The following is a 19,104-nucleotide window of genomic DNA, read 5'->3' on the forward strand; positions in this document are numbered from 1 at the left end:
GCTTGCCACCGGATGACGTGGTGTAGAGCCGTGCGGGCCGGGGAGCAATGGAGTTCGGCTTGCCTATCAATCAACTGAATCGCTTCGAATACTGTTGGCGATATCTACAAGTGAGCCTTGACCCGGCACGAACCAGCGACGGGTTCCTTGGACGGCCTTTGGTCTCGGCTTATTAGCTTGTCGGAACATTTCCATCACCAGGGCGCTAGGTGAATGCTGCTTACCGTCCCACTCCCACAACAGCGCCTTCGGCTTGCTCTCGACCCAAGTTGCCGAACCTCGACGCGAGTCCTCCAGAAGCCAATCAGTGAGAGCCCGTCGTTCGGACGCCACGATAGGACGGAATTCAAGACGGGTGCCCTCTTGGATGGCCCCTGCATCCACAATCACCGTGACGGCATTGGCTTGTCGTGCATGGCTCTCTCGTACTTCTGCCTTATAGTCCGGGGCCAATTCGGGAGGCTGATCACCAGAGAGCGTCCCCTCCAGGGCTACCTCTGCGACCTTCTCGTACCGTTGTGCGGTGCGAAACATGCTACTGACCTGACTGCTTCCCCCGAATGAAGTATCAATGGAATACATTGACCAGCGAATGGCGACATCGGTCGCTCTAGGAATATTGCTTAACAGGTTTTTCCAGTCCGCTTCGGAGCACGATGACCAGGCGCGAAGTTGCTGAAAGATAAGGTGGCTAACCAGATAAGTCCCTTGGTCGGCGAAAAGCGCCGCCCGCCCTTCGAGGTCCTGCTGTGCCGCGCCTAGTGCTGTCCGAACCTCACGAACCAATCTGACAGCACGCCAGACTTTTCGAGCCTCCGAACCGCCAAACAGCTTGTTATACGTCCCATCCTTCCATAGCTGAGTGATGTCCGATTTGGCAAGGAATGATAGTTTCGCATCACTCTTTGCAGAAGCTAATGCAATCGCCGCTTCTTCCATATCGCATCCATCGACGGGCTGTGGCAGCAACTCGCCGCGCTTGAGGACGTACTTCTTGTTTAGAACGACGTCGAACTCCACCCGAAGGCGCTCCTGGATAGGCTCTAGAGCCCGAAAATCTCTTTCCACCACCCCATGTTGGGTGTTTGTGGCAATGGTCACATGGCGGTCGAAAGTCTGATGTGTACCCTCCAATGAAATAATACGAACGCTGATCCGCGCCTTTGCCACGGCTTCCGCTGATCGATCAGCGGCAGCATACAGCGACGCTACCGTTTGGGCGCCATTCACGACGCTTGCCCCGTATAGTTCTAAGTCGCCTCGTGGGCCGACCTTAAGCTTGTCACATAGTACAGTGATGCCGTTGTGAAAGTACCAGAAACGCTCAGGATCCCGGATAACACTGTCGACTAGGTCTGAATTGATTTTTGTTAGACCTAGAGGGTAGCGAATATTGCGCTTAAACAGTCGGTTGCGGTTCTTTGCATACCAGCCTGCAACCTGATCCGCTGTGAGGGTTCCGAAGTAAGCCAAGTGGGGATCGACGTGAAATCGGAAATCCGGCATCTTGGCCTTGAGGTCGACCTTTGGATCATCTAGGCCAGCCCGCACTGCACTGATGAAGTCTGAAAGCAACAGCGGTTCGACTCGCAGTATCTCTTCCGGATCATTATATTCGGCCTGCAATTCCTTAAATTCTTGCCGCACCCCAGGAGAAAGGTCGCGATCACCAGCCAAAGCTGGGACTACGGTAATCTGCACCTGTGCGCTAGTTAGAGCTGCTTCCAAATCTGGGACCATGGGCTGAAGTTTCTTATTGAAGCGTTCATATTCGCCTCTGATGAGTCTTTTTAGTCCCTTGCCGAGAGCGCGAACGGCATCATTGTCGAAGGTGGCCTCGCCTTTGCTGCTCCATTTGGCCTGAATGATCCAGATATGTGGCGCATCGGGGTCAACCGCTACGGCATCGATTCCTTCATCATCAAAACCATCAATGACACAGGCCGCAGCTTCTTTGCGGTCTAGTCCGGTGACCTCGTGAACGGCAAGTGCCGCCAGGGCACGACTCAAAAACGACTGGCGAACCTGGTCAGGGGGACGCCGGTCCAGGTCGGACATGTCGATCAGGTCTCCGAACTGCTCGGTCAGAGCCCTCTCAAGCTGGCGCGCCTGGAGATCTTTCACGCTCGTCCCACCCCTTTGTGATGTTGTACGCCGTCAGCCTAGAGCGCTGAGGACAGGCGTGTCAGAGACAACGGAGGTTGATACGGATCCGAACCCACGCTCTCACCCAGCCTTGTGGCGCAGTCGTCAGGCCTAGCTGAAGCGCGGCTTGATCCGGAGTTTCGAACGGGCGCGGTGCGCGCCGTCTAGGTGCGCCGAGGCCGATCAATGCTGTCGCGGTGGTCGGGTAGATGGGGCCGCCCCAGGCCGTCATGAAGACGTGCCCGTTCTCTGTCCCCTTCCATGACTCGCCGCCACGGAACTTTTCGGCGTCCTGTGCTTCTTTGCGCTTCTGAAGGACGGCAACCGCGCCATCTACACGCCAGGCCACGATCACGTCCACGAAGGTGGTGTACAGCAGCGGCGTACAGCAACACCGCCTCATAGGATCACCTTCCACCGACCTGCAACCACCACCTGAGCAGGGCGAGACGCCGCTGACGAGGCATCTGCCTTTCCCTACGGATCAGAAGGTTGGGGTTTCGAGTACCTCCGGCCGCACACATGCAAGAAGGCCCCTGAACAGGCATTACGCCATCAGGGGCCTTTTTCGTTGTGGTGCTCAACCGGTCTCTTCGGTGTCTGTGGGAGCCAACCTGGGAGCCAAAGGCACAGGTCTGCCCAGCAGGGCCCCGGAAGGGCTGAGGTCATCGGCCTGTACACCGACTCGCCGCCAGGCACCACGGTGATCTGCGCCGATGAGCTGGGGCCGGTGACCCCACGCACCTTCCCACCCGTGCCCGCCTGGTCACCCGACGGGCACCGGATTAAAGCGCCGCTGACCTACTCCCGCGGCACCGGCAAGACCTGGGTGTACGGCGGCTTGCGCATCCGCGATGGAGCCGAGTTCACCTTCTGCGCGCCCTCGCGCAACAGTGACGGCTGGATCCAGTTGCTGACGCAGATCGCCACCGCCAACCGGCCCGATCGTCATCATCACCGACAATCTGTCCAGCCACTTCAGCTGGCGGGTCCGCCAATGGCTGCTGCGTCACCCGCGGATCCGCCAGGTGTTCATCCCGGTCAAGGCCTGCTGGCTGAACCTGGCCGAAGGCTGGTGGCGACTACTGCGCCGGGCCGCGTTCGCCGGACAGACCTTCGCCGACGCCACCGAGATCACCCACGCCGTCGCCGTGGCCACCGCCCAGCTCAACGCCCACGCCCAGCCCTGGATCTGGGGACGACCACCACCACAGCCTCGAACCCTGCGCCGCAAGTTCGTCTACCTGCTTTAAGGAACGTTGCAGTAGGCGGCGCTCAGCCCGTACCGCGGAGCGCGTCGAGGCCCTTGCGCCAGGTGGTGTCGAGATCGGCGCCGGGTGGGAAGCGTTGGTTCAGCTCAAGGATGACCATGCCGTGCGCGAAGGCCCAGATGGCACGTGCGCGTTCGCGGTCACCGCCGGTGGCGTCGAGGAGCGGCATTGCGGCCGCCTCCTCGACGCCGGAGGTGAGCAGGTCGCGGCGCAGGGGCCGCTCGGTCATCAGTCGATAGAGGTTCGGCTGGCGGCGCGCGAAGTCGCGGTACGCGACGGTGAGAGCGGCGATCGGGGCGTCGGATTGATGGACGGCCTGCGCGAACAGTTCGGCCTGCTCCTCGAAGCCGACCGAGATCAGCGCCGCCTCCAGTGCCTGCTTGTCGCGGAGATGTTCGTAGATCGAGGAGGCGCGGATCCCGAGTTGGGCGGCGAGGCGACGCATCGACAGTGCATCGGGGCCCTCCCGCTCGAGGAGCTGCCGCGCGGTCTGCACGATCTCCCGGGCTCGTGGGGTGAGCCGGCTCAGTGCGTGGAAAGCCATCCGTCCCGCCTTCGCATAATGTCCTAACGGTGTTAGGTTAGTGCCCTAACACCGTTAGGAAGAAGGTATCGTCGATGCCCACTCGTGCCCCATCCCTTCACGTCGAGACCGGCACCGGCTCCACGCGGATCCGTGACCTCGTCGCGCGGGCCCTGCTCATCCTCGCCGCCGCTGGCGCCGTCGCCGCGGTGGCCGGCGCAGTGGGCGCCGTCGCGGACGCCGGACCGGCCACGCGGATGGTCGAGACCTGGCGCATGCTCGGCTTCGGTGTCTTCGTGGGCGTGTTCCTGCTGCTGGCTTACCGCCCCCGGCTCTACGCCGGGATCTGGGAGCTCGCCATCCTCAACAAGCTAGGCCTGACCCTGGCCGCCCTGTCCTTCGGCAGCGGAACCGACGGCGCTGGCACGGCGCTGATCGCCGACGGAGCGGTCACGCTCATCCTGCTGGCCGCGTATGTGCTCGGCCGGGGCTGGACGGCCTGGTCGACCGCAAGGGCCGTCGCGTGATGAGGGCGTCCACGACCCGTACAGCAACGGGGTCTGACGGCCGCCATTGATCGAGTGTCCTGGGTCTGCTCCGTATGATAGGCATCCGCCGCCGAGGGGGTGAGGCACGTGACCGGGATCCGCGTCCTCTCGTTCGCGGCTTGGCGAGGAGGCCACTACGTCGGCCTGGCGGAGGTCCTCACTTCCCTCGGTGCCTTGATCGAGGGCTATCGCTGGCGATTGATCATCGACTGGCTCGTCTCTGCGGAGCTTGAAGCGATCACCGAGGCCACGGCGAACTCACTGGTGACCACGAGTCGTCTCATCGACCTGTTCAGCGGGGACTGCCGGCTCATCGATGGAGAGCTGGTGGGCTATGGCGACAGTTTGTCGGTGCCGGAGGTGAGGATCCGGGCGTTCGACAGCGGCCATTGGGATGTGCGGACAGGTAGCCCTGAGCTGTTGGAGAAGATCATCGTTCTCTATCCCGACGCTCACGAACTTCCCGAGTGGTGAGTCCGCGAGACTCACCACGAAGGCCTCCCAGGAGCATCCTGGAAGGCCTTCGTCGGTCGGTCCGTGTGGGCGATTGCGTCTAGCGGTCGCTTTCCTCGGTGTCGAGACTGGCATTCAAACGATCCAGTGCCTTCCGGGTCTCGGGTGATGGGATCTGCGGGTAGACGTCCATGGTCATCGAGATCTGCGAGTGTCGCAGGATGCGCATCGCCACTCGAGGGTGGACGTCGAGGGCGGCCAGGAGCGATGCGCAGGTGTGCCGGGTGTCGTGGACGCGGATGCGTGGGACACCCGCCTTGCGGCATCGAACCTCGAAAGATCGGTTGAAGTTGCGCGGCTCGATCGATGTGCCGTTTCTTGTGGTGAAGACGAGATTGGAGTTCTTCCACTTCGCTCCGGCCGCCTTGCGGGCCTCCTCTTGGGTTCGCCGGCGGTGTTTGAGTGCGGTGATGCACAGGTCGAGCAGCGGAAGCGACGCGGTGGAGTCGTCGGTTGGCGGGAGCGCTGGCGAGAAGGAACCACGGGAACTTACGGGCCATGGCGCAGGTGCCGATCGACAGCATCACAACCTTCCTGAGCAGTTGAACGACTACCTACTGATGAAGAGATCTGGGCGTCACGAGTTGCCCGGGGTGCTCGCCAGTGCTGTTTGCCCAGGTGACAGCCTGGAGGTATGAGGTACTCAGACAGAAGCGGAGGGCTGTCTGGTGCGGAGCGCGAACGGTGTGAGGCGCTGCGGCTTCAGGCGGAGGACATGTTCTCCGGGGGAATCTCCCCGGTCACGTCCAGCAGCGTTGTACAGCAACCGCTCACGCTGTTCGTCATCGAGTCGGAAGCCGAGCAAACTATGTGTCGGTGCCCATGACCTCCAACCAGGCCCGGGCGGCGAGCAACCGCCGGTTGCGGCCGTCGTCGCTCTCAAGCCCGAGCTTGGTGAAGATCCGCCGCAAATGTGTCTCGACAGTGCGCTGCGACAGGTGCAGGTGCTTGGCGATCGCAGCGTCGCGGGCGCCTGTGGCAACGAGGGCGAGAACCTCACGCTCACGCGGGCTGAGCAGTTCGAGCCCAGGTGGTGACTCCGTGCCCGGCCGCGGTGACGCCACTGGTGCGGCCGGCGGTCGCAGAGGCGGCGCGGCGGGCTGAACAACGGATGGCACGGCGAACCCGGTCAGCGCGGAGGACGTCCGCCACCAGGCGACGCCGACGACCGCGGTGAGCGCGGCCACGGCGAGACCGGAAAGCAACGGCCCGGCGGGGGAGAGCACGGCCCCCGCCCAGGTCGCGGAGAGCGTCACGCCGATGGCGGCGTATCCACCGAGAACCCCTGACAGCAGTCGGCGTACCGCTGAGGGACGGGCCGTCGTGTCGGCGGACGCCATGAGCGCCGCCGCCCCGACGAGACAGCCCGCAGCCAACGAGACCAAGTATGCGACGCTGCCGTCCGTCGGCGCGATGTCACCGGGATCGTCGGCTACGGCCGTGCCCATGCACACGACGATCAACAGCGGGGCCACCGCCGCCGCGGCCGCGGCCAGCGTGGCGCTCGCGCGTTCGTCCGCCGGGACGCGGGCCGCGCGCCACGCCAGGAACAGCACGGCGGCGAGTACCACGACGCTGACGAGGATGGTGGCGGCGACTGTGGCAACGGATGTGCGCCAACCCTCCGGCGCCGCCGGCGGGTGGCCGATGAACGGCTGCACGGGCTCCAGGTCCAGCGCCATGCAGACGACCGCTCCGGCGATGACGACGCCGCCCAGGATCGACCACCGGCGGGCGCGCGGCTCCGCCCGCAGTGCCGCAAGCTGCAAGACGGCGAGGGGTACGGGCCACCATCCACCCCAGGCACCGACGAGGAGAGGCGCCATACCGAACTCGGCGGTGACCGCGACCACGGTGAGCGCGCCGAGCACGAGGTACATGAGGACGGCGATGGCCAACGCGAGGAGCCAGCCGCCGCCCGTACGGTCACCCCGATCGGCCAGCCGTCGGGACAGCAGTACGATCCCCACCGCGCCACCCGTCAGTGCGAGCGTCGAGACGGGGTGGGTCGCATAACCGCCGGCGCCTCCGGCGCGTGCGATGGCCAGCGTGATCACCGAGCACAGTCCGAGCCCCGCGACTAACACGACCGGCATGAGGGGACGCCACAGCCCCGGAACCCCCAGACGCATGCGAGCGTCGCGCATCGGCCCCCCAGGGAGTCTTCGGTGCGTATCCGGAAGCAAGTTTAGCCGGATAGGGCGTCTGGGCCGAAGATTCAGGGCTACCCCGGACACCGTCGGAGCAACGTTCAGGGCTGTTCCGGATAGCGGTCGCGACCACAGACCGCGAGATTGCCCATGGGACTCCCCACACACCTGATCAGAGAGGTATCCCGTGGTCGCTGCTCCTCCCGCCCGCACCGGTCCGATCCTGCCCGTCGTCGTCGCGGGCGTTCTGCTGCTGGTCGCGACAGTCACCTTCGTTGTCGTCGACCCGCTGCTCGCCTGGGACGATGCCAACCCGCTCCTCGGCCGCGGCCGGCTGTTCCTGTACTTCACGACCCAGTCGAACCTGCTGGCCGTAACCGCCTGCGTGGTGTTCGGCGTCGCGCTGGCGCGTGGCCGGCATCCGGGCCAGGCGGCCGAGTATCTGCGCGGGCTCGCCGTGGTGGACATGGCCATCACCGGGATCGTCGCCAACGCCCTGCTCACTGAACCAGGAGCGCCATGGAGTCTCTCCGACTTCGTGCTCCACCAGGCGATGCCGGTCCTCATGGTCGGGTGGTGGATCGCCATGCCGCCGGCCCGGCCGCTGCCCGTGACCGCGGCGGTGCTGTGGCTCGTACACCCGGCGATCTGGACCGCCATGGCCCTCGCCTACGCGGCTGAGTCAAGCGACCACTGGTACCCGTACTTCTTTCTCGATCCCGCGGAGGCTGGTGGATGGGGCGGTGTCACACTATTCGTGACGGTGATTCACCTCGTCATCGTCGTCCTGGGTCTGGGAGCCGCACTCGCCAGTCGGGCACGATGGTCAGGCGCCGTGTGGCGAGCGCTGGGGCATGGAGAGCAGCCGGACCGTGTCCTGTCGACTCCTGTCGGCCTGACCGGCGCGGCGCAGCGGATCGAATGAGTGCGGCAATCTCGTCGGCCTAGCAGCAACCCTGGCCAAAGCCGCTTCCCTGCAGCCGGATCCAAACGAGAACGGACCCGACCGTGAGGTCTGGTCTGACAGTTTGAATGGACAAGGTGGCAGGGGGCGGCGGCGCGGCGCGCGTACGCGCATCGCACCAAGTCGCCGCGCCGCTTCCAGGTCTCGGGTCTTGGCGGCCCTGTGGTCCAGGGCCGCTTGCCCTCCGAACAGTGGTGGGCGCGTCGCCTCGCTCATGCTAACGAGGTTGCTGACAACGCCCCCGGACGATCATGGATGGCGGAGAGCTAGTTATGAGGCCATAGGCGTCCTGACCAGGACGGGAAGGCGACTGAAGATCTTGTGGGGACAGCCCGGATGCTCCTCGTGATGACGTGCTTTGGCGTAGGTGTTGCTCCGTGCCGTGTGAAATCTGTGTCGTTGTGCTCCTACCGTGTTGGCGTGAAGGACGAGACGACCAGCCAGACGGCGGTGGCCGCGATCACGACCGCGACGGCGACATTCTTCGCCTGTCCGGGAATCATGTCCTTTGATTGTCCGCGGATCATGTGCCGCGCCAGGCGGACGGTTTCGGCCCAGGAGATCCGCTGCCGGGGGCTCCAGACGGCCGACGCGACGAGGACGGCCGCGAGAAGCAGGTGCCACCGCACCGAATCGACGAGAGGTGTCTGGAAGTCCTCGCCGTACCAGCGGACGTACTCCACGACGTCGAGGAGCGGGAAGAGGAGGAGAGCCGCCGCGACCGCGGTGCCGGCCGGTCGTTCCCATCGGGCGGAGGCCGCCGCCCTCGAGGCTGCCGCCAACGCGACGAGAACGACCGGCAGGCCGATCATGTCGGCACAACCGGACCACCATGCGAGGTCGTTCCAGAACGACTCCGGAGCTTCGACGTCGGTGTAGAGGACCGTGACGAACCTGCCGAACGTGACCGGGAAGCGGTGGAACGCCGCAGCCCACGCCGCGGCGCCGACGGCACCCGACCACAGGATGGTCTCGTGCCATCTTGCGGGCAGCGGTCCCCGATGCAGCGGTGACCGGGCCGCCAGGAGTAGCGCCCCCGCGGCCACCGAATAGCAGAGGATCAAGGGCCAGGACGGTACGGCCACACGCTCCTGCCCGGTGCACGGGTCGAGGCCCGGCAGGAGAAACGCGATGAAGAGCCCGAACGCGAGCACGGCGCCGACCGCGGCGACCGCCGTGAGCGTGGCCCGACGTGACCCGCGCAGGAGAAGACCCGCAACGACGGCCGGCAGCAGGAGAACACTCCAGAACAGCAACTCTCCCGGCACGCTCACCAGCGCGTAAGGACCCCCGGGGGGTAGGAGGCGGAACCCGTCGCGGAACAGAACCAGCCGACGCTCTGCCTGCCGGCGCCGAACGTCATCAGGATCACCGGCCCTGACACCGCCAGAACCGCACCAAAGCGCAGCACCGCCGCCATCGGGGGTCGCGCTTCTGATCCGGGCTCCTGTGTCACGGCACCCTCTCCCGGAAACGATCAACTTGAGCGAGGGTAGTGGATGCCCGTCGACTGAGCGGGAGGTTGCTTTCTGTGGCAGTGCCGGCTGATCGCCGGCGTCGGCAGGAGTAGGGCGACCAGCCTGCGCACGGTCTGGACGCCGGAGGGGGCGACCGGGTCCTGAGCGCGGCGCGGAACATTTGCCACAGAGGTGCTCAGACGATGGAGCTCCCGCGTGATGAGCGCTGAGCGAGAGATCACGTCACAGCTCATGGGGGAGGGCCGTACAGCAGCCCGTACAGCAGCCCGTACAGCAACACCGCCTTACACGATCACACGCCACCGACCCGCAACCACCATCTGAGCAGGATGAAACGCTACTGATGAGGCGACTGCCCTTGCTTACGGATCAGAAGGTTGGGGTTTCGAGTATCTCCGGCCGCACACATGCAAGAAGGCCCCTGAGCAGGCATTACGCCACCAGGGGCCTTTTTCATTGTGTACTGACCAGATTCCCCGCAGAGCGAGTAGATCCTCATCTGGGGAAGTAATTGCCTGTGATCCACTGTCGGCTGGTATGCCGTGACTGCGGTGCTCGCGGTTACTGGAGCTGGGGCAGGAATCTACGGCGGGCGAGGGCGGTCGTTGTCTTGGCGACGAGCACGGCGATGAAGGCCGTGATCGCGAGCAGTACGCACCAGGCCCACACCGTGTACCCGACGGGCCTTCCGTAGTTGATCCAGTGCAGGGCGAAGATGGCGACGGCGGCGTATGGGAACGCGAACGACCAGAACGCGGGGCCGAACGCCAGCCGGCGGTACACGGGGATCAGCCGGAGTTGGACGATGACGGCGAGCGCGGTGAAGCCGCCGAACACCAGGGCGACGGCGTCAACCTTGTCGTGGGTGATGGCCAGGTAGGCAAGGCCGCCGAGAGCGGGCGGCGCGATCTCGATGGCCAGGGTGGGCATCAGTGGCGCAGGCAGGCGGGGGCGGAACAGTAGCCGGGCCATGATGACGGAGCCGATGAGCAGCCACGACACGACGCCGATGCCCATGAACGCGTGGGCGATGGCGGTCCAGCCGGCGCGGCCGGCACCGATGGAGGCGATGAGTCCTCCAGCGACGGCGGGCAGGACGTAGCCGGAGTGCAGCCGGTCCAGGTCGAGTTCTTCGACGATCCATTGGCCGGTGATCCACCCGGCCAGGATGGTCGTGGCGGCGGCGAAGACCGCGAACAGCCACCGGCCGGCGGTGGGGGCGTGGGGCATCAGACCGGTCGCCAGGAGCATGCCGACGATCGGGATCAGCGACACGAACGGCGCCAGCACCGGATCGGCCAGTTCGGCGCGCCAGCCGCCGGGCCGGCGCGGAACCTGCGACACGTAGCCGACGATGAGCACCAGCCACACGACGGCGGTGACGATGAACAGGACGTCGGCCACCGGCGCGGGCGCCACCCCCAGCATGGCCGCGTACCCCCAGCAGGTGGCCAGACCGGCCAACCCGTAGGAGATTCCAAACATGTTCGGGGTGATCCCAACCTGGGGCTGAGCTGTCCGCGTGTTCATCGAGCCCTCCAGCGCGAATACCGGCGGTCGCGTTCCCTCTGCAAATTCGCTGACGCTGACTGCGGTTGTCTGGAAGACGTCGTGGATCCGGCCTCCTGTCAGTTCGACCTACCCCGAAAACCCATGCTCGTATCACATGCGTGATCCATGCCAGCCAAGATCATGCCGTCACCAGGTCATGGAAAGACCATGCGTCACCTGGCCGCACTGCGGCTTCAGTCGACGGCTTGTTCGCGACCTGCATGGCGAACTGATCTGAACGCCCTGGGAGATCGTTTGGGGGTATACGAGAAGGTCGGGGTTTCGAGTACCTCTGGCCGCACACATGCACGAGGGCCCCTGAACAGGCGTTACGCCGTCAGGGGCCTTCGTGTTTTCTTGATCGTTCGGGGTTCTTGCCAACACCCTTGCTGACAGGGCGGCTCCCGGTTGGCTCCTGTTGTTCTTCTGTCGCCTTTGCTCCGATGCGGCTCTGTGCACCTGATCATGTGGACAGCCGCATTTTGTCGACCATGAGACTGTCGGGGCCGTCTGCTTGAGTCGCCGTGAGGACGAGCGGGAAGCGACCGGGAGCGGGAATGCGGCAGTCGGAACGCCTTTGGCATCTTGCCCGGTCCTACGGCATGGGCGAGTGGTTCATGGCCGTGTGGGTGGAGGGCCTGGAGGTGTGGGAGGTCGCCCGGCGTATGGGGGTGTCGGTCGTGGATGTGGACGACGCGGTCGAGTGCACCTGGGGCGGTCTGCGGGAGGAGTTGTCTTTCGACGGTGGTCCAGGAGTGATCTGGGCCGGCAGGTTGAACGAAAACTGGACGCAGATCATTCAGGCGCGGGGGTTCGACTGTGACGGGGCTTTGCGGGAGTTGTCGTACGGAGGGCGGGCGCTGCTGGTGCGGTGGGACTGGGACGGGCCGCATGATCTCGAATACGCGGTCGACGGCAACTACGCCACGGGCTTCAGCCTCACCACCCCCGGAAAACGGTGGGGCGATGATCCCTATGCGCTCGACCCCTTCGCGCAAGGACTGCAGTTCGACGTGACGGATCCGAGTTGGGAGAGCGACCTCGATCTACCGCCGGGATGGCTGGAGTACACCGCCTGGGAGGAAGCTCGGATCGAGAGCGGACGAGACTACGGGGAAGAGGACGACGTCCTGCCGCCTGAGTGGGAAGACTGCATGCAACTCGCTCACAGCGGATACAGGCCGTCGTTGGCGACGTGCATCACCTCGGCGTTGACGCTGGTCGGCAGGGTGACGGGGCGGGAGTTCGACAAGGAGTGGATGCACGAGCCCCACACCCGCTACGTGCTCCCCGGGTAGTGCGGCAGCGGAGCGCGTTGGAGCTGACCGAAGATGGCAGCGCGAGAACTGGATTCGTCTCCTGCATGTCCTGCCCGCCACGCCGGGCCTGGTCGGTTCGCTCTCCTCGGCCACCAAAACTGGGAATCCGGCCAAGCCGGACGGGATCGAGGTCATCGACCAGCCCGGAAAGTGCGAACCGTTCCGCTGCTCCATCGGGATAAAGGTCCCCAAGGACTTCACAGGCTCGGCCGAGATCATCCTCGGTCGTGAGGCCCGTCCCGGCGAGAAGTACAAGTCGATCACCGGCTTCGACGCGCCAGGCGAACCCATGCACTGCGTGCCGTTCCACAACAGGCCCGTCAGCGAGGTGCGCGCCTTGCTGGCGGATCGCGGCCTGGACATCCAGGTACCTTCGGCCGCACACATGCAAGAAGGCCCCTGAACAGGCACTACGCCGTCAGGGGCCAGTTGTTCGAGCTCCCTGCCGGCAGGGCGGCCCCCATCATCCTGCGAGGGTGGTCATTAGGAGGTGGTGGAGTGCGCCGCCGCCGAGGATGGCGACCGTGCCGGCGAGCCACATCGGCGCATGATCTTTCCCTCTGGACAGCAGCGGGGCTCCCAGGTCGTGTGGTCTCTGCACGTCCACCTGAACGACATGAACGACCAGTACGAGCAACACCGACGACACGGCGTAGGTGTTGGAACTCACCCTGGTGTCCCAGATCAGGACCACGTCCACGATCAACCCGAGAAGACCGGTGCCGGCGATGAGTGCTCTGCCCCTCTTCGGTACGTCGAGGCGAGCGGCGTTCATCAGCGCGATGGCGGTGACGGCGGCGACCCCGCCGAGGACGGCCACGTACCCCTGCGACTGGAGCCGCCACGGCCGGGGACGTTCGGCCACCACCGGCGGCTGGGACGGCACATCCGTGGACACCACAGGAACAACCTCCATGGTCCGATCTTGGAATTCTTATCCCATCCGGCCCGGCTCCGCCAGACGCCGACGGGCGACGACACGCCGGTGGACCCGCTGGGCGAAATGCCGGTACGGGCTGCCGGGTCGCGCCTGGGTTTCGAGCCTCCTGCTCCCCGACGGCCTCGGCGAAGGCGCCGGGGAGTAGGAGACTTCCGTCACTCGGGATCGATTTCTCTTCCCGGTTCTTGGTGCTCGCCGTCGGGGCGCCTCGGCCCTCGGGGCGGTGGTGCGCGAGGTATTCGACCAGGTCACAGTGCTTTTCGGGTGCTCCTTCGGGTGATCTGGAGATCGTCTTCCGCAGGTGAAAACCGGATGACATTTCACGTCACCTGTCGGAATGCTGGGGGTGGGCGATGAGTTTTGTCAGTGGTGCGGGTCATGCTTTGCATGCCCACAACTTCTTGTGAGACCCAGGGCTGGCACGCCAGCCATGATCGCGCCATGTCCGACAACCTTGATTGAGGTGCCGTGTCCAGCCCCCTGCTCGACTCACCCGCCAAGCCCGCGGCCGCCGTCTCAGGTCGCACCCCGGCTGTGATCCGGCTGCTGGTGCTCGCCACATTCGTGGTCATCCTCAACGAGACGATCATGATCAACGCGATCCCGCGGCTGATGGAGGCGCTGCACATCACCGAGCAGACCGCACAGTGGCTCTCGACCGCCTTCATGCTGACCATGGCCGCAGTCATCCCCGTCACCGGATGGTTCCTGCAGCGGGTGTCCACCCGCAGCGCGTACAGCACCGCGATGGGCCTGTTCCTGCTCGGTACGGCGCTGGCCGCCGTCGCGCCGTCGTTCGAGGTGCTGCTGGGCGCCCGCATCATCCAGGCGTCCGGCACGGCTGTGATGATGCCGCTGCTGATGACCACGCTGATGCAGGTGGTGCCCGAGTCGGACCGGGGCCGGGTGATGGGCACCGTCTCCCTGGCCATCTCGGTCGCGCCCGCCATGGGCCCGACGGTCTCGGGGGTGATCCTCCAGTTCGGTTCCTGGCGGCTGCTGTTCGCCGTGGTGCTCCCCATCGCCGCCGTGATCACGTGGCGCGGCCTGAAGCAGCTCAAGAACGTCGGGGAGCCCGAGTTCAGCACCGTCGACTGGTTGAGCGTGGTGACCGCGGCCGCCGGGTTCGGCGGCCTGGTCTACGGGCTCAGCCGGTTTGAGGGCGGTGACGTCCGCGTCGCCGCCGCGATCACGGCGGCCGGCCTGGCCGCCATCGCCGTCTTCGTCTTCCGCCAGCTGTCGTTGCAGAAGCGCGGCGTGCCGCTGCTGGACCTGCGGACCCTGCGCTACCGCACCTACACGGTCGCGCTGATCCTGATGTCGGTGGCCTTCATGGCGATGCTCGGCTCGATGATCCTGCTGCCGCTGTACCTGCAGAACGTCCGCGGGCTCAGCGCCCTGGAGACCGGACTCCTCGTGATGCCGGGCGGCCTCGCGATGGGGCTGCTCGGTCCGGTCATCGGCCGCCTGTTCGACCGGTTCGGCGGCCGGGTTCTGGTCATCCCCGGCGCGATCGGGATCACGCTCGCGCTCACCGGCTTCACCCAGATCACGATGACCATGCCGTTCTGGCAGCTCCTCGGCCTGCACGCGCTGCTGATGGTGGGTCTGGCCGCGACCTTCACCCCGGTGTTCACCCTCGGGCTCGGAGCGGTTCCCCCGCCGCTCTACTCCCACGCCAGCTCGATCCTGAGCACGCTGCAACAGGTCGCCGCGGCCATCGGCACCGCGCTCGTGATCACCGTGATGAGCGCGCGATCCGATGCTCTGAGATCCGCGGGAACCACGGAGGTGCTCGCCAACCTCGACGGTATGCGGCTGGCCTTCATCATCGGCGCGGTGCTGTCCCTGGCCGTGGTCGTCACCGCCCTGCTCCTCCCCGCCCGAGCGGACAACGCGGACGAGATCGAGGGGACCCGGCCGATGGCACCGGTGTGACGACGCTGGAACGGGACGCCGTAACCTCTCTCGCCGGGCAGGCCATGCCTGTCCGGCGACCAGCGGGTCAAGTTCACCGCCGCGGGATTTGGGGAGTGGCCGGTGTGGAGAAAGAAGCGCCGGGCCTCGGCCGGGGAGACGAGTGCACGGCCCGCGACGGCGTCGGGCCGACGAGATCCGCGAGTGCCGCGGGACGCGTGTCGTCACCCGGGGACGACCGGTCGACGGTCCCGGCCGGGTCCCCTCGAACCGGCCGCCCGCGAAGTGAAGTACGAAGCTAGCGAGGTGTCGCGAGGACGTCCCGGAGTACGTCCTCCAGCGTGACGCGGGCCAGCTCGCGCCTCAGGGTCTCCTCGATGCCCTCGTAGATGCTCTGCATCGCCGGCTGGATGCCGTAACCCACCACGCACCCCTGGTCCGGGGTGGCGCGGTGCATCGCGAACAGCGGGCCGGGCTCCACCGCCTCGTACACGTCGAGCAGGGTCATCGACTCCAGCTCGCGCGCCAGCGACCAGCCCGCGCCCACGCCCCGCCGGGACTCCACGAGCCCCGCCCTGCGCAGCTCGCCGAGCAGCCGCCTGATCACCACGGGATTGGTGTTCGCGCTGGACGCGATCTGCTCGGAGGTGGCGACCTCATGGCCCTGGCGCTGGTAGAGGCTGATCCAGGCCAGCGCGTGGGCGGCGATGGTCAACCTGCTGTTGGCGCTCACGAACCCCCTCCTCTCGGCCGTGACGCTCCATGTTACGACCGCTGGTCGTAACAGTAAAGGTTGCGACTATCTGTTGTAACAACTAGTGTTACGACAATCGAGCAGGACCGATCAGTGCGGGTCGTCGAGCAGGAACGGTTCAGTCGGCCGCCCGTTCGGTGCCGGTGTCCGGCCCGGATGTCCTCCCGGGTTTGTCCGGTACGACGACGAGGCTGACGATGCGACGGATGCGGCCGTCACCCTCGGCGAGGCTGACCCGTGAGAGGACCGCGCTCTCGATCTCCTCGACCATCGCGGCGAATTCATCATCGGTCAGACATACCGCCGCCTGCCGGTAGACCACGCCGTCCGAGACGGGCTCGGCGTCCTCGTGGCCGAGGTAGCGGCCGAAATCCGCCATCAACGATGCCGCGAACGTGGTGAACGCCCGCTGGTGGTCCTCCCGCGTCATCGCCGCCCGCGCCGCGGGGTCGACCGCCCCGTGTTCCGGGCGCACCCGGTAGCTGCGCTCCACCGTGCCGCGCACCCGTTTCTCCTCCACCACCTCCAGCACCCCCGCGCCGGCCAGCACGGCGATGTGCCGGTACATCGTCGCGGGCGCGATGTCGGGCAGGCGGTCGCGCAGCTGTGCGGTGGTCATCGGGTCGGTGTCGAACAGCGTTTGCAGGATGCGCATCCGGACGGGATGCAGGAGAAGGTCTGCGGTTGCCATAACCCAATGTTCTCACATACGATAAAGTTATCAAAGTTGATAACGATGAGAGGCGGGACATGCGGGACGTCGACATGACAGCCATCGCGGACGATGGGCTGCCCCTGGCCGGCACGCTGACCCTGCCCGCGGGGCCCGGCCCCCACCCGGCCGTCCTGCTGCTGCACGCGTCCGGGCGGCTCGACCGCGACGCCAACACCGGCCGGCTCCGCATGGAGCTCGGACCACCGCTGGCCGCCGCGCTCGCGAAGGACGGGATCGCCACCCTGCGCTACGACCGGCGCGGCGTCGGCGCCACACCCGGAGACTGGCGCGCGACCGGATTCGCCGACAACCGGAACGACGCCGCCGCCGCACTACGCGCCCTGGCCGGACGACCCGACATCCGGGCGGACGCCATCGGCGTGGTCGGGCACAGCGAGGGCGCCGTTCACGCCATGTCCCTCGGTGCGCGTCCGGAGGTCAGAGCGGTGGTGCTGCTGGCCGGGTTCGCCCGCCTGGGCGAGGACGCCCTGCGCTGGCAGGCCGGGATGATCGCCCGCGATCTTCCCGCGCCCGTACGGCCGCTGCTGCCGGTCCTGCGAGCCCTGGCCAACCGGCAACTGGCCCGGATCAAGGCGTCCGGCACGGACGTGACGCGCGTCGCCGGGATGCCGATGAACGCCCGGTGGATGCGGGAGATGCTCGACCACGACCCGCGCCCGGATCTGGCGAACATCCAGGTCCCCGTCCTGGCGATCACCGGAGGCAAGGACATCCAGGTCGACCCCGCGGACCTGGACGAGATCCGCAGGCTGGTGCCCGGCGAGGTCGAGGTCCACCGGATCCCCGACCTCACCCACCCGCTGCGCCGCGACCCGGGCCGTCCGTCGGTGCGCTCCTATCCCCGGCTGCTGCGCCGGCCGGTCGACGCCGACCTGCTCGCACAGGTGGCCCGCTGGCTCGTCCACCGACTCCAGGAGACGTCCCCGGGAACTCGCGCCACGGAGCCGGAGGACTCTCCTGACCGCTCGAAAACTCCATAGCAAAAACCCCTGGTCCGGCCGTTCCGGTCGGTAAGGCGTCGGCTGATGCCACGTCCGGCCGGCGCGCCCGTTTCCGCTGCTCCCGGGCTCACCGTCGGCCGTACCGTGCCGCGCCGGCCGCCGAGAATTCCCCAACCGCAGTTTCCGCTCGTCTTCCGCATGAAGGAATCAGGAATTCCTTCATGCGATACCCGTGAAAGGGAAAATCGTGACTACCGCACCCCCCGCTCGCCGGCAGAACAGCCTCGCCCTTTTCTGGACCGTCACGTTCACGACGAGCTGGGCCCTATGGCTTACCGCGATCATGCTCGGTGGATCGGCGATGAGTTTTCCCACCGTCATCCCCCATCTGCTCGCCGGTTTCGGCCCGATGATCGGCGCGATCGTGATCCGAGCGCGCCGTGCCCGTCGCGGTGAACCCGTCCCCGCTCACACGGTGAGACTCCGGCTGAGCACGCGGCTGTTCTGGGTGCCGCCCCTGCTGGTGCTGGCATCGGCGACCGTGGTGGGGGCCGCGCTGCTCGCGCAGCTCGTGGGTGGTCCCGAGGTGAGCCTGACGGCGGGCCAGGCTCTGGTCTCGACCGTGGGCGGGCCCGTGGCGTTCTTCGTCAGCATGCTGGTCGCCGGCCCGTTGTCCGAGGAGCCCGGTTGGCGCGGCACGGCGTATCCGCGCCTGCGTGCGTCGTTGAGCCGCTTCCAGGCCGGCCTGCTGCTGGGTGTCGTCTGGGCGGTGTGGCACCTGCCGCTGTTCTTCGTCCCCGGAACCATCCAGGCCGGATTCGGTCTGTTCAGCTGGAGCGGGCTGCTGTTCACGATCAGCGTCATCCCGGTGGCGCTGCTGACCGGTTACGCCTACGAGCGTGCCGGGGTCGTGGCGTCGATCGCGGTTCACCTCGGTTTCAACGCGACCATGGCGCTGTTGACCGTCAGCTCGCCCGTGACGCTGGCGTTCGTCGTGGCGGTGCAGATCATCGTCGCGATCGCGCTGCTCGCCTCGCGGCGCGACCGCCGGGCGGACCCGCCGGTCGATGTGGACTCCCACTCACGCCAGGTCGTCACCAACTCGTAGCGTCAGATCGGCCGGATCCGCGACCGGTCAATTCGAAGGCCTTCCGGGACGATCCCGGAAGGCCTTCGCCGTGCCCGTACAGCGGCCGAACATGTCCTTGGTCATCTTTGAGAGGGGCGGCGCGCGTTTCCCAGGACGTTTCCGTTGCCGACGCCGTTCGGGGCGACGAGGCCGGTACGGAAAACACCGCATTCCAGAAGATGCGCCGCGGAACGATCCACCTCGACAGTGTGGCACTGGTACGGC

The 19,104-nt window shown here is 66.2% G+C and carries 18 protein-coding genes; 8 read left to right on the forward strand and 10 right to left on the reverse strand.

The window, feature by feature from the left end:
• Window positions 1-66: 66 nt before the first annotated feature.
• Window positions 67-2,124 (reverse strand): AIPR family protein, encoded by a 2,058-nt coding sequence (locus OG587_RS08760; protein ID WP_329088542.1) that lies wholly within the window; start codon window positions 2,122-2,124, stop codon window positions 67-69.
• A gap of 61 nt (window positions 2,125-2,185) precedes the next feature.
• Window positions 2,186-2,506 carry a hypothetical protein gene (locus tag OG587_RS08765; protein ID WP_329088543.1) on the reverse strand — a complete coding sequence of 107 codons (321 nt, stop codon included), beginning with the start codon at window positions 2,504-2,506 and terminating at the stop codon, window positions 2,186-2,188.
• A 604-nt stretch (window positions 2,507-3,110) separates the two neighbouring features.
• Here OG587_RS08765 and OG587_RS08770 point away from each other — a divergent pair.
• On the forward strand, window positions 3,111-3,398 hold the full coding sequence (locus tag OG587_RS08770; RefSeq protein ID WP_329093790.1) for a hypothetical protein: 288 nt from the start codon (window positions 3,111-3,113) through the stop codon (window positions 3,396-3,398).
• A gap of 22 nt (window positions 3,399-3,420) precedes the next feature.
• On the opposite strand, the gene OG587_RS08775 is transcribed toward OG587_RS08770, so the two are convergent.
• Window positions 3,421-3,960 carry a TetR/AcrR family transcriptional regulator gene (locus OG587_RS08775; RefSeq protein WP_329088545.1) on the reverse strand — a complete coding sequence of 180 codons (540 nt, stop codon included), beginning with the start codon at window positions 3,958-3,960 and terminating at the stop codon, window positions 3,421-3,423.
• Window positions 3,961-4,034: 74 nt separating this feature from the next.
• On the opposite strand from OG587_RS08775, the gene OG587_RS08780 reads away from it, so the two are divergent.
• A complete protein-coding gene (locus tag OG587_RS08780) occupies window positions 4,035-4,466 on the forward strand; it encodes a hypothetical protein (RefSeq protein ID WP_329088547.1) in 432 nt (143 codons plus the stop codon).
• Between the two features lie 108 nt (window positions 4,467-4,574).
• Window positions 4,575-4,961 carry a hypothetical protein gene (locus OG587_RS08785; protein WP_329088549.1) on the forward strand — a complete coding sequence of 129 codons (387 nt, stop codon included), beginning with the start codon at window positions 4,575-4,577 and terminating at the stop codon, window positions 4,959-4,961.
• A gap of 79 nt (window positions 4,962-5,040) precedes the next feature.
• Here OG587_RS08785 and OG587_RS08790 read toward each other — a convergent pair whose 3' ends face one another.
• On the reverse strand, window positions 5,041-5,427 hold the full coding sequence (locus tag OG587_RS08790) for a tyrosine-type recombinase/integrase (protein WP_329093791.1): 387 nt from the start codon (window positions 5,425-5,427) through the stop codon (window positions 5,041-5,043).
• A gap of 379 nt (window positions 5,428-5,806) precedes the next feature.
• Window positions 5,807-7,096, reverse strand: coding sequence for a helix-turn-helix transcriptional regulator (locus tag OG587_RS08795; RefSeq protein WP_329088551.1), 1,290 nt, complete (start codon window positions 7,094-7,096; stop codon window positions 5,807-5,809).
• A gap of 241 nt (window positions 7,097-7,337) precedes the next feature.
• On the opposite strand from OG587_RS08795, the gene OG587_RS08800 reads away from it, so the two are divergent.
• Window positions 7,338-8,075, forward strand: coding sequence for a Pr6Pr family membrane protein (locus OG587_RS08800; RefSeq protein WP_329088553.1), 738 nt, complete (start codon window positions 7,338-7,340; stop codon window positions 8,073-8,075).
• A 446-nt stretch (window positions 8,076-8,521) separates the two neighbouring features.
• On the opposite strand, the gene OG587_RS08805 is transcribed toward OG587_RS08800, so the two are convergent.
• Window positions 8,522-9,388: a hypothetical protein gene (locus OG587_RS08805; protein WP_329088555.1), complete on the reverse strand. Its 867-nt coding sequence runs from the start codon at window positions 9,386-9,388 to the stop codon at window positions 8,522-8,524.
• A gap of 765 nt (window positions 9,389-10,153) precedes the next feature.
• Entirely contained in the window at window positions 10,154-11,077 is a 924-nt protein-coding gene (locus OG587_RS08810; RefSeq protein WP_329088557.1) for a hypothetical protein, read from the reverse strand.
• Between the two features lie 623 nt (window positions 11,078-11,700).
• On the opposite strand from OG587_RS08810, the gene OG587_RS08815 reads away from it, so the two are divergent.
• On the forward strand, window positions 11,701-12,441 hold the full coding sequence (locus tag OG587_RS08815; protein ID WP_329088559.1) for a hypothetical protein: 741 nt from the start codon (window positions 11,701-11,703) through the stop codon (window positions 12,439-12,441).
• Between the two features lie 484 nt (window positions 12,442-12,925).
• Here OG587_RS08815 and OG587_RS08820 read toward each other — a convergent pair whose 3' ends face one another.
• Window positions 12,926-13,378 (reverse strand): hypothetical protein, encoded by a 453-nt coding sequence (locus OG587_RS08820; protein WP_329088561.1) that lies wholly within the window; start codon window positions 13,376-13,378, stop codon window positions 12,926-12,928.
• Between the two features lie 492 nt (window positions 13,379-13,870).
• Between OG587_RS08820 and OG587_RS08825 the strand changes: the two genes are divergently transcribed.
• Window positions 13,871-15,340 carry an MDR family MFS transporter gene (locus OG587_RS08825; RefSeq protein ID WP_329088563.1) on the forward strand — a complete coding sequence of 490 codons (1,470 nt, stop codon included), beginning with the start codon at window positions 13,871-13,873 and terminating at the stop codon, window positions 15,338-15,340.
• A gap of 277 nt (window positions 15,341-15,617) precedes the next feature.
• Here the strand turns inward: OG587_RS08825 and OG587_RS08830 are convergent, their stop codons facing one another.
• Window positions 15,618-16,052: an Rrf2 family transcriptional regulator gene (locus tag OG587_RS08830; protein ID WP_329088565.1), complete on the reverse strand. Its 435-nt coding sequence runs from the start codon at window positions 16,050-16,052 to the stop codon at window positions 15,618-15,620.
• A gap of 139 nt (window positions 16,053-16,191) precedes the next feature.
• The gene (locus OG587_RS08835) at window positions 16,192-16,764 is read right to left on the reverse strand and encodes a helix-turn-helix domain-containing protein (protein WP_329088567.1); all 573 of its coding nucleotides are present in this window, start codon (window positions 16,762-16,764) and stop codon (window positions 16,192-16,194) included.
• Between the two features lie 74 nt (window positions 16,765-16,838).
• Between OG587_RS08835 and OG587_RS08840 the strand changes: the two genes are divergently transcribed.
• Together OG587_RS08840 and OG587_RS08845 are read left to right on the forward strand one after the other, a co-directional pair.
• Entirely contained in the window at window positions 16,839-17,789 is a 951-nt protein-coding gene (locus tag OG587_RS08840; RefSeq protein ID WP_329088569.1) for an alpha/beta hydrolase, read from the forward strand.
• 322 nt (window positions 17,790-18,111) lie between these two features.
• Window positions 18,112-18,858, forward strand: coding sequence for a CPBP family intramembrane glutamic endopeptidase (locus tag OG587_RS08845; protein ID WP_329088570.1), 747 nt, complete (start codon window positions 18,112-18,114; stop codon window positions 18,856-18,858).
• The last annotated feature ends 246 nt before the right edge of the window (window positions 18,859-19,104 follow it).

The organism is Streptosporangium sp. NBC_01469 (genome assembly GCF_036227305.1).
Taxonomy (GTDB): Bacteria; Actinomycetota; Actinomycetes; order Streptosporangiales; family Streptosporangiaceae; genus Streptosporangium.